Origin of the sequence: uncultured Chitinophaga sp., from assembly GCF_937898475.1 — a bacterium.
In the GTDB taxonomy this organism is placed as follows: domain Bacteria; phylum Bacteroidota; class Bacteroidia; order Chitinophagales; family Chitinophagaceae; genus Chitinophaga.
This window is the reverse complement of sequence record NZ_CALEJS010000016.1, coordinates 837,454-851,300: the sequence shown is the minus strand read 5'-3', so window position 1 is coordinate 851,300 and position 13,847 is coordinate 837,454. Positions and strand designations below refer to the sequence as shown.

The 13,847-nt window shown below is 49.7% G+C and carries 15 protein-coding genes and 1 riboswitch; of the genes, 4 read left to right on the top strand and 11 right to left on the bottom strand.

Annotated features, from left to right (window positions below):
• The first annotated feature begins 10 nt into the window (after positions 1–10).
• Positions 11–898, top strand: a complete 888-nt coding sequence (locus tag Q0577_RS13280; RefSeq protein WP_298737079.1) for a DUF6528 family protein — start codon at positions 11–13, stop codon at positions 896–898.
• Between the two features lie 95 nt (positions 899–993).
• Here Q0577_RS13280 and Q0577_RS13275 read toward each other — a convergent pair whose 3' ends face one another.
• The gene (locus Q0577_RS13275; RefSeq protein WP_298737078.1) at positions 994–1,152 is read right to left on the bottom strand and encodes a lmo0937 family membrane protein; all 159 of its coding nucleotides are present in this window, start codon (positions 1,150–1,152) and stop codon (positions 994–996) included.
• 290 nt (positions 1,153–1,442) lie between these two features.
• Between Q0577_RS13275 and Q0577_RS13270 the strand changes: the two genes are divergently transcribed.
• Positions 1,443–1,901 carry a PA2169 family four-helix-bundle protein gene (locus Q0577_RS13270; protein WP_298737077.1) on the top strand — a complete coding sequence of 153 codons (459 nt, stop codon included), beginning with the start codon at positions 1,443–1,445 and terminating at the stop codon, positions 1,899–1,901.
• A gap of 275 nt (positions 1,902–2,176) precedes the next feature.
• Here Q0577_RS13270 and thiH read toward each other — a convergent pair whose 3' ends face one another.
• The 7 genes from thiH to thiS all read right to left on the bottom strand — a co-directional run bounded on the left by thiH (position 2,177) and on the right by thiS (position 8,409).
• Entirely contained in the window at positions 2,177–3,295 is a 1,119-nt protein-coding gene (gene thiH / locus Q0577_RS13265; protein ID WP_298737074.1) for a 2-iminoacetate synthase ThiH, read from the bottom strand.
• An 11-nt stretch (positions 3,296–3,306) separates the two neighbouring features.
• Positions 3,307–4,086 (bottom strand): thiazole synthase, encoded by a 780-nt coding sequence (locus tag Q0577_RS13260; RefSeq protein ID WP_298737071.1) that lies wholly within the window; start codon positions 4,084–4,086, stop codon positions 3,307–3,309.
• Positions 4,087–4,200: 114 nt separating this feature from the next.
• A complete protein-coding gene (locus Q0577_RS13255) occupies positions 4,201–4,836 on the bottom strand; it encodes a thiamine phosphate synthase (protein ID WP_298737068.1) in 636 nt (211 codons plus the stop codon).
• Entirely contained in the window at positions 4,833–5,594 is a 762-nt protein-coding gene (locus Q0577_RS13250) for a hydroxymethylpyrimidine/phosphomethylpyrimidine kinase (RefSeq protein ID WP_298737066.1), read from the bottom strand. Before Q0577_RS13250 ends, Q0577_RS13255 begins: the two co-directional genes overlap by 4 nt.
• Entirely contained in the window at positions 5,570–6,196 is a 627-nt protein-coding gene (locus Q0577_RS13245; RefSeq protein WP_298737063.1) for a thiamine phosphate synthase, read from the bottom strand. Before Q0577_RS13245 ends, Q0577_RS13250 begins: the two co-directional genes overlap by 25 nt.
• Before the next feature lie 28 nt (positions 6,197–6,224).
• Positions 6,225–8,090: a phosphomethylpyrimidine synthase ThiC gene (gene thiC, locus Q0577_RS13240; RefSeq protein WP_298737060.1), complete on the bottom strand. Its 1,866-nt coding sequence runs from the start codon at positions 8,088–8,090 to the stop codon at positions 6,225–6,227.
• Between the two features lie 115 nt (positions 8,091–8,205).
• Complete coding sequence (thiS, locus tag Q0577_RS13235; protein ID WP_298737058.1) at positions 8,206–8,409, bottom strand: sulfur carrier protein ThiS; 204 nt, start codon at positions 8,407–8,409, stop codon at positions 8,206–8,208.
• Between the two features lie 56 nt (positions 8,410–8,465).
• A riboswitch (TPP riboswitch) is annotated at positions 8,466–8,571 on the bottom strand.
• A gap of 156 nt (positions 8,572–8,727) precedes the next feature.
• Here thiS and Q0577_RS13230 point away from each other — a divergent pair.
• Positions 8,728–9,258, top strand: coding sequence for a lipocalin family protein (locus Q0577_RS13230; protein ID WP_298737056.1), 531 nt, complete (start codon positions 8,728–8,730; stop codon positions 9,256–9,258).
• A gap of 55 nt (positions 9,259–9,313) precedes the next feature.
• On the opposite strand, the gene Q0577_RS13225 is transcribed toward Q0577_RS13230, so the two are convergent.
• The 3 genes from Q0577_RS13225 to dnaN all read right to left on the bottom strand — a co-directional run bounded on the left by Q0577_RS13225 (position 9,314) and on the right by dnaN (position 11,855).
• Entirely contained in the window at positions 9,314–9,571 is a 258-nt protein-coding gene (locus Q0577_RS13225) for a hypothetical protein (protein ID WP_298737053.1), read from the bottom strand.
• A gap of 42 nt (positions 9,572–9,613) precedes the next feature.
• Positions 9,614–10,444, bottom strand: coding sequence for a sterol desaturase family protein (locus tag Q0577_RS13220; protein WP_298737051.1), 831 nt, complete (start codon positions 10,442–10,444; stop codon positions 9,614–9,616).
• A 292-nt stretch (positions 10,445–10,736) separates the two neighbouring features.
• Positions 10,737–11,855: a DNA polymerase III subunit beta gene (gene dnaN / locus Q0577_RS13215; protein ID WP_298737048.1), complete on the bottom strand. Its 1,119-nt coding sequence runs from the start codon at positions 11,853–11,855 to the stop codon at positions 10,737–10,739.
• A 371-nt stretch (positions 11,856–12,226) separates the two neighbouring features.
• Between dnaN and Q0577_RS13210 the strand changes: the two genes are divergently transcribed.
• The gene (locus tag Q0577_RS13210; RefSeq protein WP_298737045.1) at positions 12,227–13,486 is read left to right on the top strand and encodes an aminotransferase class I/II-fold pyridoxal phosphate-dependent enzyme; all 1,260 of its coding nucleotides are present in this window, start codon (positions 12,227–12,229) and stop codon (positions 13,484–13,486) included.
• Positions 13,487–13,847 lie beyond the last annotated feature (361 nt).

Below are 13,847 nucleotides of genomic sequence, written 5' to 3'. Positions count from 1 at the left end.
AGAGATGACCATGATCAACTGGCTGATTTGCGCCGCCACCGCACTGCTTCCCGCAGACACTTCCGCACAACGTATTGTACTTGCAGAACAATCACAACACCGTATAGTCATTGCCGATGTACCTGCACAGCAGATCATCTGGGAGTGGAAACCCGCGCTTTCCAATGTAAAACCTGCGCACATGAAGTGGTTCAATAACCCAAGTGAAGCAAAGGTGGTATACGACGGGAAATACGTGCTTACCTGCGCCTCCGGCGGCGGCGTGGCATTGGTGCGCATAGCCGATAAGAAAACGGTTTTCTACGCCTATGCAGGAGGCAATACCCACTCTGCAGAACTATTGCCCGATGGTAATATTGTAACGGCATCCAGCACAGACAACTATCTTATGCTGTTCAGCGTTGATACGCTTCACGCTCCCGGAGAGATATATAGTAAGAAGATTCCCATTGCTTTCGGGCACAATGTAGTGTGGGACAAACAACGCAAATTACTCTGGTCTGCAGCCATGTCTGAACTGAAAGCCTTCCGCTATAATTTCAATAAAGCGCAGCCGGATCTCATCCCGGATACCGTGATCGCATTGCCGGGTACCGAAGCACATGATCTTTTTCCCGTGTACGGAGAAGACGCATTGTGGCTCACCAATACCACGCATGTATACAAGTATAAACTATCCGCCCATCAGCCGGAACAGTGCAATACGCCCTACCAGGCACATATTAAAAGCATTAGCAGCGGCCCCGCCGGAGTACCGGTGATCATTATAAAACCCAAGACCTCCTGGTGGACAGACGAAGTGATAGATACAACTGGAAAACGCATCTTCTTTGGAGAAGGCCTGAAAATATATAAGGCACGCTGGGTGCTGCCTAACTCATTCAGCTATGCGCCATAAAACGAAAGAAGAATGAATCACCGGTAAAAGTGCATTACCGGCTATTCATTCTTCATATCGGCTATAGAAATTAATACCAGTTTAAACCGGCTTCATCAATCTACAGGCGCCCTTCCACGGATCACACTCAGTAATACGGCTATAATTGCCAATACCAGTAAAGCATGTATAAGGCCACCGGCAGAATATACAAAAAAGCCTAAAACCCATCCTATGATCAGGATAACGGCTATCAGATACAGTATGCTTCTCATATACTACGTGTTTTAGTTAACAGGTATAGTTAAAATTCTGTGCCAACACTCAAGCCCCTTATTACTAATAATATAGCATTGTAAAAAAGCCTTTATCTGCGCCTGTTATTGTGGAACGGATTCCACCATGCGTGCAAAAAATAGGTCATCGCCGGGCCCTGAAATCCTGCAGGAAAGAGTGGTCCGGACGGCGTTTCCAACTGGTAGCATTTTTGGAAATATAGTTTAGAAAAATGCAGTTTACGATAACGGCAAATAACCACATTTACAAACATCAAAACATATAAACCATGCAACAGAATGAAAAATTAGCGGAGCTGTTAAGCGACCTCGTAAAGATCAACAATGATCGTATAGAAGGCTATGAAAAAGCAATGGCACAAACGGATGATGCAGACCTGAAGGCATTATTCCAGCGTATGATAGATGAAAGCCGTACTTATGAGGGGCAGCTGAATGAAGAGCGGGTAAAACTGGGTGGTGATTTCGAAACCGGTACCACCGTTTCCGGTAAGATTTACCGTGCATGGATGGATGTAAAGGCCACCTTCTCCGGCGATAGCCGCCATGCAATCCTGGCCAGCTGTGAGTATGGAGAAGATGCCGCCCAGCGGGCATATGAAGAAGCGCTCCGTTCCGATACCCCCATGCCCTACAGCCTGAGGGAACTCATCGCTAACCAGAAAGGTGCGCTCAGGCGCTCACACGATACCATTAAAACTTACAGGGATATGGAGAAGGTTAGCTAACGCGACCATTGAGCTGTGCAGACCCCATGATCTTATTCATTTTATTCATTCGGGTTTGCCAGTAGGTTGTTCATAAGGAGCAGCTTAAATTTGAATAGTATGATGGCTGCTGCTTATATTTATAAGTAACCTCCCAATTAAGTTTTAATGATTAATGGATTTAGGTTTTAACAGTGCCTTCCTCCTACCCGGTGGAGGGCACTTTTTTTTTTGCTATTGGCTGCTGGCTATTAGCTACTGTGTTTTGCTAAAAGCTAATAGCTAGCGGCTAATAGTTAACAGCTGAATGATCTATCCCAGTCTTTCCACACCGGTTCATAGCCCTGCTGCCGCAGCATACCGGCGATCGTATTTGCGCTGCGCTCATCTGATATTTCAAATTGCTCCAGTGACTGCAAATCGCTGGCATACCCGCCCGGGTTGGTTTTGGAACCTGCGCTCATGGTAGTGATGCCCAGTTTGATCACATGGTTCCTGAAGTGTGCTGATTCCCTGGTAGAAAGACTCAGTTCTACATCAGCATCCAGCAGGCGGTAGGCGCAGATCAGCTGTACCAGCTCGCGGTCTTTCATTTCCATCTTGGGAGGCAGACCGCCTGAACAGGGGCGCAACCTCGGAAAGGAAATGCTGTAGCGGGTTTGCCAGTAGGTCTTTTCCAGGTACTGCAGGTGCAGCGCGGTAAAAAAACTGTCTGTCCGCCAGTCTTCCAGTCCTATCAGCACTCCTAAACCTATCTTATGGATACCTGCCCTTCCCAGGCGGTCCGGCGTTTCCAGCCGGTAGTCAAAATTGGATTTACGGCCTTTCGGGTGATGCAGCTTATAATCAGCGCGGTGATAGGTTTCCTGGTATACCAGTACGCTTTGCAATCCCAATGGAATCAACTCGGCATATTCTTCTTCATCCATGGGCTGCACTTCCATGCTGATATGTGAGAAGTGCGGGCGCACCAGCTGCAGGGCAGTTTTGAAGTAGTCCGGTCCTACCGTTTGCCAGGCTTCTCCTGTTACCAGCAGCACGTGTTCATAGCCCATCGCCTTGATCGCTTTTACCTCCTGCAGTATCTCGGCTTCATGCAGCGTTTTGCGGTGTATTTTATTATCCAGGCTGAAGCCGCAATAGGTGCAGATGTTCTGGCACTCGTTGGAAAGATACAAGGGAATGTACAGCTGCATGGTATTACCAAAACGCTGCAGCGTAAGGCGATGACTGAGCTGCGCCATTTGCTCCAGGTAAGGCATAGCGGCAGGAGAGAGCAGCGCCTTGAAATCTTCCAGGCCCCGCTTCGCTGCCCCCAGCGCCCGTTCCACATCCTGGGCCGTCTTACTGTAAATATCCGCTTTTACAGTATCCCAGTCATACTGATCAAATATGTCTTTAAAACTTGTTTGCATGTTGATTCGTTTCAAACATTTTCTTCATCCAGAAATGCCACTAACGGACTGCTGGCGGCTGCTTCCTGCTTTATAACCGGCAACCCTGCCTCATAGGCCATTCTGCCCGCTGTTACTGCGTCTTTGAATGCGATGGCCATCTGCACCGGGTTTTGCGCTACAGCAATGGCCGTATTCACCAGTACCGCGTCTGCTCCCATTTCCATTGCCCTGGCAGCATCAGAAGGGCGTCCTATCCCTGCATCAATCACCACGGGTACCCGGCTTTGTTCAATAATGATCTCCAGGAAATCGAAGGTCCTGAGGCCCTTGTTGCTGCCAATAGGAGCGCCCAGCGGCATTACTGCAGCAGTGCCCGCTTCTTCCAGGCGTTTGCATAATACCGGGTCAGCGTGTACATAAGGCAGTACTATGAATCCCAGTTTTACCAGTGCCTCCGCTGCTGCCAGCGTTTCCACCGGGTCTGGCAGCAGGTAGCGCGGGTCGGGGTGGATCTCCAGTTTCACCCAGTTGGTCTCCAGCGCTTCACGCGCCAGCTGTGCCGCATATACCGCTTCCTTTGCTGTCCGCACACCCGAAGTATTGGGCAGCAGCTGCAGCTGCGGATGGGTAAGATGCTGCAGCATATCATCCGCCTGGTTATGCATATCCACCCGTTTAAGCGCTACCGTTACCAGCTCTGAGCCGGAAGCCAGCAATGCCTGTTCCATCACGGCTGCAGAGGAGAATTTACCCGTGCCGGTGAACAGGCGGGATTGAAAACTGCGTCCGGCTATTTCGAGACATTTCATGTTTGAATGTTTAAATTGTTTGAGCGTTTGAAAGTTTGATGGTTTGATGGTTTGAATGTTGAACACCTGAAGCCTCTCCCTGAAATAACACCCCTTTGCGAACGTGTTAAACTATCAAACCTTTAAACTGTCGAACATTTCATAAATATTCCTGACCATTTGTTGTTTGTTTGCCGCTTGCGTTATCAGGCCGCTTACCGCCACGCCGTATACGCCTGCTGCCTGTAAGGCAGGTATGTCTTCCTGTAATATGCCGCCGATGGCTATAACGGGGATAGATATACCCAACGCTTTCAGCTGTTGTATAATATGCGCAATACCTTCCAGGCCCAGTATGGGACTTAGATGCTGCTTGGTGGTGGTAAAGCGGTAAGGCCCCACCCCTACATAGCTGGCTTCATCTTTTACGTGCTGCAGTATGTCTGCCAGTGTATTGGCAGTGCCGCCGATGATGAATCCCGGACCGGTGATGGCCCTTGCGGCCGCTACTGTCATATCGTTTTTGCCTACATGCACGCCATGGGCTTCCACGGCTTTGGCCACCTGCGGGTAGTCGTTGATGATCAGCTTTGCCTGGTAGGCATCGCAGATCTTCTTTGCCGCCAGGGCGGCGGGCATCACGGCTTCAGCGCTGCTGTGCTTAATGCGCAGCTGTATCCATTTGCAGCCTGCGTCGCAGGCGGCTTTGATATTGTCCGTGTGGTCTGCGCTGTTTGTTTGTTGTGATATGTAATGTAAGTTGCTGATCATAATAAATGATATCCTAATAGTGATGAATGACTGCCCAGGAATTTTTCCGTATACGCTTTGCCGTTAACACAGGCCTCCGGCAGGGAATGCCCCCTGGCCAGTTGCGCCGTGATGGCGGCAGACAGTACACAGCCTGAACCGTGTTTGGCAGTTACGGATTGCCTGCCCGGCGCAAGGTCAGTTTCGCCATCTGCCTGGTAGAGCGTGTCCCAGCCATAGCGGCCGGGCCGGTGCCCTCCTTTAAGCAGTACGGCGCAATGCCTGCTGAGAGCCCGGGCAGCTGCCTGTCCGTCTGCCTCCGGAGGCTGGTTGCTGAGCGCCAGTACTTCGTTATAGTTGGGAGTGAGCAGGTAGAGGTAAGGCAGTACCGCCTTCCATGCAACAGCCTGACCGTCTTCATGAAAACGGAACCCCGCAGATGCTTTCAGCACAGGATCCAGCACAATGCGGATGCCCGGCCGCAGGGTATGCAGGGCCTGCAATACTTCCAGCAGGGTAGCTATGTTGCCCATGATGCCTATTTTGCAATAACCCGGCACGAACTTTTTGAGCAGCGGTTCCGCCTGGGCAATAATACGTTCCGCCGGCAGCCAGTCTGCCGAAATGAACTGCTGATCTGTCTGTACCGTAAGTGCCGTACAAACCCCCAACCCATAGGTGTGCTGGGCCTCAAAGGTCTTGATGTCTGCCAGCAGCCCGGCGCCCCCGCTGGGGTCCAGCCCTGCCAGGCTCATTACGTATGGGCGATCCCGTTCCATGCTTTTTTGATTTCTATGAAATGTTCCACTGCATTACCGGCCTTCTGCCACACCGCGCCCAGTAAGGCAATGCCGTCAAAGCCCATTTGTTTTGCTAGTGCAGCATTGTGTTGGTGAATGCCTCCCAGCGCAATCAGCCGGGACGGCGAATTGCCTGCTGCCCATGGCTCGTTGTTCCGGTGAAAGCCCTGGTCCGCCAGCCCCTTATACCCGGGCTTGGAAATACTGTCAAACACAGGACTTAACAGCAGGAGATCCCATACTGTCTGCATACCTGTGGGAGTATTGCCATAATGGATACCCGTGCTGAGCAAACACTCTTCGTTGCGCAGGGCCTCCAGCTGTTGCGGCAGTGTGCTGTTGCGCAGGCTTTCACTGAAGTGTACGCCGCGCAAACCATAACGCTGTTGCAGCTGGTAATGCTGTGCGATCAGCAGTTGCGGATACACAACAGGGTCGGCCTCCTCCAGCAGATGGGCATAATCATCTTCCGTCCAGCCGGGCTTACGCAGCAGGATGGCGTCTGCCCCCGCTGCAATCAGCTCCTTCCAGCACTCCGTTTCACCGGGTAGATGACCTGCCTGTGTGATGACCAGTATCATGCTATTGCTCAGATATATCATGGACGTTTTACAAATAGATCTCTCCGCCCTGTACTTTAAATGCTTCGGCCTGGGCTTCCATACCTGCGTTCAGTGCATCCGCTTCGCTTACGCCCTGCGAGCTGGCAAAATCACGTACTTCCTGCGTGATCTTCATAGAACAGAAATGAGGGCCGCACATGGAGCAGAAATGCGCGATCTTGGCGCCTTCTGCAGGTAATGTTTCATCGTGATAGGCCCGCGCAGTTTCAGGGTCCAGCGAGAGGTTGAACTGGTCTTCCCAGCGGAACTCAAACCTGGCCTTGCTCAGGGCATTGTCGCGGTGTTGCGCACCCGGGTGGCCTTTGGCCAGGTCTGCCGCATGCGCGGCAATTTTGTAAGCAATCACACCCTGCCTTACATCTTCCTTATCAGGCAAACCAAGATGCTCTTTAGGTGTAACGTAGCAGAGCATGGCAGTACCAAACCAGCCTATCATAGCGGCGCCAATGGCGGAGGTGATATGGTCATAGCCGGGTGCAATATCTGTAGTCAGCGGACCAAGCGTATAGAATGGCGCTTCGTGGCAATGCTGCAGTTGCTGCTCCATATTTACTTTGATGAGTTGCATGGGAACGTGTCCGGGGCCTTCGATCATCACCTGGACATCATGCTGCCAGGCCTGTTTGGTGAGTTCGCCCAGTGTTTCCAGCTCACCGAACTGTGCGGCGTCATTGGCGTCTGCAATACTGCCGGGCCGCAGGCCATCACCCAGGGAGAAGGCAACATCATAGGCTTTCATGATCTCGCAGATCTCTTCAAAATGCGTGTACAGGAAATTCTCCTTATGATGGGCCAGGCACCATTTAGCCATAATGGAGCCGCCGCGGCTTACAATACCGGTGGTACGTTTAGCCGTAAGCGGTACATAGCGCAGCAGTACCCCCGCGTGGATGGTGAAGTAGTCAACACCCTGTTCTGCCTGTTCTATGAGCGTATCGCGGAACAGTTCCCAGTTCAGCTCTTCGGCTTTGCCGTTCACTTTTTCCAGCGCCTGGTAGATAGGTACCGTACCAATGGGTACGGGCGAGTTGCGGATGATCCATTCGCGCGTTTCGTGAATATGTTTTCCCGTGCTCAGATCCATAATAGTATCTGCGCCCCAGCGACAGGCCCATACGGCTTTTTCCACTTCTTCTTCAATACCGGAGCTAACGGCAGAATTGCCGATGTTGGCGTTGATCTTTACCAGGAAATTACGCCCGATGATCATGGGCTCGCTTTCCGGGTGATTGATATTGGAAGGGATGATGGCCCTGCCGGCGGCCACTTCCTGTCGTACAAATTCAGGCGTGATGAATTGAACCGGTGTATTGGCGCCAAAGGAATGTCCTTTGTGCTGCTGCCATAGTTCATTGTTTTCGCGGAACAGTTGTTCTGCGCACTGGTTCTCACGGATGGCGATGTATTCCATTTCCGGGGTGATAACGCCCTGTCGTGCGTAATGCATTTGTGAAACATTTCGCCCTGCTTTAGCGCGCAGCGGTGTTTGCAGGTGGGCAAAACGCAGTGCATCCAACGATGCATCATCCAGGCGTTTGCGGCCGTATGCAGAGCTGAGCTGTGATAAAGGTTCCGTGTCATTGCGCTGCTGTATCCAGGGTTCCCGCAGGCGTGGCAGGCCTTTATGGACGTCGATATCGACGGCCGGATCTGTGTAGGGCCCGCTGGTATCATACACCACTACCGGTGCATTGGAAACAGCATCGCCGTTCCTGCCGGTGGGCCGTGTAGGGGTCAGGGTAATTTCACGCATGGCCACTTTGATGTCATGCAGTTGTCCGGGTACATAGATCTTTTCCGAAGCCGGGAAAGGCGCGCGGCTGATGCTGTGCTCAGTAGTTGCTTGAGCCATAACTGATAAGTTTTTGCTGTGAGGATTTTTGTTACCGTACTTACAGGAATGCAGCAGGGGACAACCGGCGTATCCATACGCTGGTCATCATCTGTTGATAAAAGAGGTGAATGAATTACCCGCCTTGTGTGGCCCTGATAATCGTGACCTTATCTGCTGCCTGCAGGGTTTGCTGATCCCAGTGCGCTTTCGGGACCACCTGGTTGTTAATGGCAATGGCAATGCCTTTTGCGGATGGCAGTTGAATAAACTGTAAGAGTGCAGCAATGGTAGTGGCTGGCTGCACCGCATAAAGTTTATTGTTCACAAGTACTTCCATGTGTAACAGGAATTTTAGATGAAACAATAAACTTTAAGGATGTGTGTAAAGAAGAGATATGATCAGTAACTTTTCCCTCCGGCAGTATGAGCTGCGTCAGGTACTGAGGGTATTATCTCAGCTTCCCGGTAATCGCTCCGGGAAACACCCCTAAAGTGACCGTAAAGATAGGGGACTAAAATGCAAATCCCAAATACCAAATTCCAAATACTTAATACCATTTGTGACACAACTTATGCTAAAGCCAGATTTAAGATCTGGAATTTGGAATTTGGTATTTAGAATTTGGGATTTTTATTTTGGTATATTTGAAAATATATGAACAGGAACCTGTTACTTGCCGCAATGGTACTTACCTCACTGGCCTGCAACCAGCAGACCCAATCTGTGAAAACGGCAACTGATACGCTTGCGGATGTTGACAGCAGCCTGCTGAAACAGGCTGACAGCACGGGTATTGCACCCTTCCCCGATACTTCGTTTATTAAGGCGGATACCATCAGCTATGAGCCACAGGTGCTCACAGGCAAGTGGATGCGCCCGGTAGCCGGCCGCGACAAGGAAACGCAGGGCTTTGACCTCCGCAAGGATGGCAGTGCGCAATCCATCAACATGTATACGCTGGTGTATGAAAAATGGGCCCTTTCAAAAGATACATTGCTGTTATGGCACCATACAGAAGGGGTAGAGCAGAAAGATTCTGCCGCCACGGTAGACACTACGATCATTAAAGATCTGACAGATACCACGCTGGTGATATTTCCTGTGAATGCGGCAGAAGGATACCTGGAAAAATATGAGAAGAAGATAGAACCGGCGGGACGGGTAAAGGGGAAAAAGCAAAAATAAACTGCCCTTCCCTTGCAGAGAAATACACAGCTTATTTTTGCTTTGTATCGCTTTCTCAACTATATATCAGCCACAAACCTACCACCACAGATACCACCGCCATAAATAGCCCGGCTGTAGCCAGCTGCATGTCGTCAATGTTCTTGCGGGATTTCCACATACAAAAGATACTAACAACTGCGCCAACACTACCGAGTACAATTGCGGTATTAGGGCTCTTGGTGACAAAAGAAGCAATAGCGGCAATAACGCCTACAAACAGGCCTATGAAGCCTGCTATTTTTGTTGAAGCAATGTGATGTTGTGTTGCCATATCACTATTTAATTATAGATTACAGGAATGAATATTTCTCCATCATGAATTAACTGGCTGTTGCTCCATCAGCACATTTGTTTTTTCCCAGGGCACTTTCAATAGGACGCCTATCTCCTGGTACCGCGCGTCCTGGTATTCATCCAGTCCGTAACGGATGCGGGTGGTATCCGGTACGCTCACAAACGTGCCAAGCATGCGGTCCCATATTGAAAATATATTAGCGTAATTAGAATCAGTTTCAGGTTGATACCGGCTGTGATGCACCTTATGCATGTCTGGCGATACGATCACCCAGCTCAGGCCTTTGTCCAGCCAGCCCGGTAGTTTTATATTGGCGTGGTTGAACTGAGACATCAGTGCAGATACGCTTTGGTACAGCATCACCATCCAGATGGGAATACCCATGCTCACAACCGCTACGATCAGTGCAGCTACCCTGAACACACTTTCTACCGGGTGGTGCCGCAGCGCCGAAGTAACGTCTATACTGGTATCAATGTGGTGGATCTTATGAAAATGCCACATCCACGCTACCTTGTGCAGCACCAGGTGGATCAGGTAGGCCCCCAGGAAATCCAGCATCAGTAACGCCAGGATAACATGCAGCCAGGCAGGAACGCCTAACCAGTATAAGAGGCCGAACTGCGTGCTGCCTGTCCATTCAGCAGCCTTTACCACCGCAAATGCAAATCCTGCATTAACGAGAACGGTAGTTACCGAAAAGAAGATACTCGTGCCCGCATGGCGGTATCGGTTGTTGCTGAAACGGAACCGGGGAATGAACCCTTCTATGATCCATAACAACAAGAGCCCTGCCACCAGTAATGCACTGCGGTAAGTTGGGGGTATATTTTCGAAGAATGCCTCCATGACTCTTTCCGGGCAATTGAATAAATGAATGTAGCTTTCGCTATGGAACTACATCACGCGATTAGTTACTGTCCTGCCTTTTTTAGTTACTGTCCTGTCTGTTTTGCTACCTTAAATTACGATATTTTGAGCGGATTATTTTGCGGCAGAGTGCACCACAGTAAAGAAAAAAGCAACCCCTTTGTGAGAGATTGCTTTATATATAGATGAAATTAGCTATTGGCTTTTGGCGGTTAGCTGTTGGCTACCGGAGCGTGCTTTATGCTAACAGCTAACAGCTAATCGCTAAAAGTTAATTATTCAGCATCAGCGGCATCACCAGCATCAGGAGGTCTTCGTTTTCCTGTTTTTCAGATGGCTTCAGGATACCTGCTTTGGTGGGCGTGGAGAGTTCAATGCTGATCTCATCGCCTTCTGCAGCGTTCAGCATTTCAATCAGGAATTTTGCGTTGAAAGCAATCTGCATATCATCGCCGCTGTACTGGCAGCCCATGCGTTCTGTACCCTCAAAGGAGAAGTCCACATCCTGCGCCGTCAGCTGCAGTTCGCTGCCTGTAATATTCAGCGCTACCTGGTTAGTGCTTTTATTGGCAAACACGCTTACCCGTTTCAGCGCATTCTGGAAATCAGATTTTGCTACGGTAAGGCGGTAAGGATTATCTTTTGGTATTACTACTTTGTAATCGGGGAAACGCGCGTCTATCAGCCGGCAGATCATCTGGGCGCCATCGTGCGATACAAAGAAGTGGTTCTGGCTGTAGGAGATCTTTACTTCACTTTCATTATCCGGCAAGGCTGATTTCAGCAGGTTCAGCGGCTTTTTAGGTACGATGAAGGTATCTGTCTGCGGACAGTTGGCGTCTGTTCTCACGTACTTTACCAGGCGGTGTGCATCGGTGGCTACAAAAGTGAGGCTGTTGTTGGCAAGCTCAAAGTAAACACCTGTCATAGCCGGGCGCAGATCGTCGTTACTTACGGCGAACAGCGTTTTATTGATGGCGGTTACCAGCGCGGAAGACACCAGCGTAAATGAGGTGGTATCATCTGCCGTAGGCTCCTTGGGGAAGTTCTCGGGATTCTCACCCATCACCTTGTACTTACCGTTGTCGGAAGTGATCTCAACGGCATAAGTATTCAGGTCAACATGAAAGGTCAGCGGCTGATCCGGCAGGTTCTTCAGGGAGTCCATCAGGATCTTTGCCGGGATACAGATACGGCCGCTTTCTTTGGCTTCTACCTCCAGCTTTACCTTCATTACAGTTTCAAGGTCGGTAGCAACCACCGTTAACTGGTTCTTGTCGATCAGGAAAAGAAAATCCTCCAGTATGGGCAGTACCGTATTGGAGTTAATAACCCCGCTGATCTGTTGTAATTGCTTTAACAAAGTAGAGGAAGAAACAATAAATTTCATCTGTTAATCTGATTAGATGGATGTTGCAAAATAAAAACATTCATAATGCTTATTATGAATGGCCAACAAAGATATTTAAAAGTTGTCTGAAAAGTTTATAGTTGAATTAACATGCATTTTACAATTTTTTCCCTGCCCTTCCCGCTTCCACGTATATATTTTTTTTGAACAGCCTACTGTGGATAAACATTACAGCAAAACCTAATGTTAGATAAAAAGCCTGCGTTTAGCCCGTTTCTTTGAATAAAATATTATGCAGATGATACTTTGTTAAATATTGTAAAAAGAATGGTCAGATTCTTTCAAATTATATACAGATCGGTTACCTTTGGCGCGCAAAAAACATTTACAAAACCAAAAAACCGGGATTTATGAAACTGTCTCATCTAGCCGAAACTTTGATCGGGTCTGAAATTATTAAGCTGGCCGGCGAGATAAAGGAAAAGATGGCGAAGGGCGATAAGATCTACAATTTTACCATCGGCGATTTCGATCCCAAGGTTTTCCCTATCCCCGCAGAGTTTGAGCAGGAAATTATCACTGCTTACAAGGAACACTACACCAACTATCCCCCTGCAGACGGTATCCTGGAACTGCGTAAAGCAGTAGGCGGATTCATTGCTGAACGCGAAGGGCTGGACTACGACCCCACCAAAGAGATCGTGATCTCCTGTGGCGGCCGTCCCATTATATACGCTACCTACCGCACCATTGTAGATCGCGGCGAGAAAGTGATCTACGCTACACCTTCCTGGAACAACAACCACTACACGCACTTCCTGGAGGCAGAACACGTGGTACTGGAAACAACACCGGAAAACGATTTCATGCCTACTGCCGCCGAACTGAAGCCCCTGTTAAAGGGCGCTACCCTGCTGGCCCTCTGCTCTCCGCAGAACCCCACAGGTACCACCTTCGGCAAAAAGCAGCTGGAAGAGATCTGTGACCTGGTGATTGCGGAAAACAAAAGCCGTGGCGCCGGCGAAAAACCCCTGTACATCATGTACGACCAGATGTACTGGGTGCTGACCTTTGGTGAAACACACCACTACAACCCGGTATCCCTTCGCCCCGAGCTGAGAGACTACACCATCTTCATAGACGGTATGAGTAAAGCTTTTGCCGCCACCGGTGTACGTGTAGGCTGGGCGTTAGGTCCTGCACATGTGATCGGCAAGATGAAGTCTATCCTCTCTCACGTGGGCGCCTGGAGCCCCATGGCAGAGCAGAAAGCTGCTGCCCGTTACCTGGTGCAGAAGGAAAATGTAGATAAATACCTGCAGCACTTCAAAGCCGAAGTGGAAGAAAGACTGGTAAAAATATACGAAGGCTTTGCCAACCTGAAGAAAGATGGTTATGCTGTAGATTGTATCGCCCCCCAGGCGGCCATCTACCTCACCATTAAACTGGACCTGAAAGGCAAAACCACCGCCGACGGCAAGGTGCTGGACACCCAGGCCGCCGTTACCTCCTACATCCTCGACGAAGCCAAACTGGCCGTAGTGCCCTTCTATGCTTTTGGCGCCGCCAAAGACTCTCCCTGGTACCGCCTCAGCGTAGGTACCTGCGTGAAGGAAGAGATCCCCGCCATGCTGCAGCAACTGAAGCTGGCCCTGGAGAAACTCAGGTAGTATTCAATTAGATGGTTTAATAAGATTAACGGTAGAGCCGCACCCAACAGGTGCGGCTCTCCTGTTTTATTGCCGGGATGGTTTGTACCCATTCCTGGCAAGTACGATACCAATACAATTCCTATCCGTAGATATCCCCTATCTTAATACAAAGGAATAAATAAGGGATGAGTAAGGGCTTAATAAGGGCTTATATAGGGAATATCTCTGCTTCCAGCCTTAATGGGACTGCGTTTCAGCCTGGTTACAAGACTGGCAGCGCATGGATCTGGTGTAAAGCGGGCGAGGTAAAATATTGGTTTTCAATTAGGTAAGGTGAGGTAAAACAGGGCAACCTTCAGAGCCGTCATTGCGAAAGCCG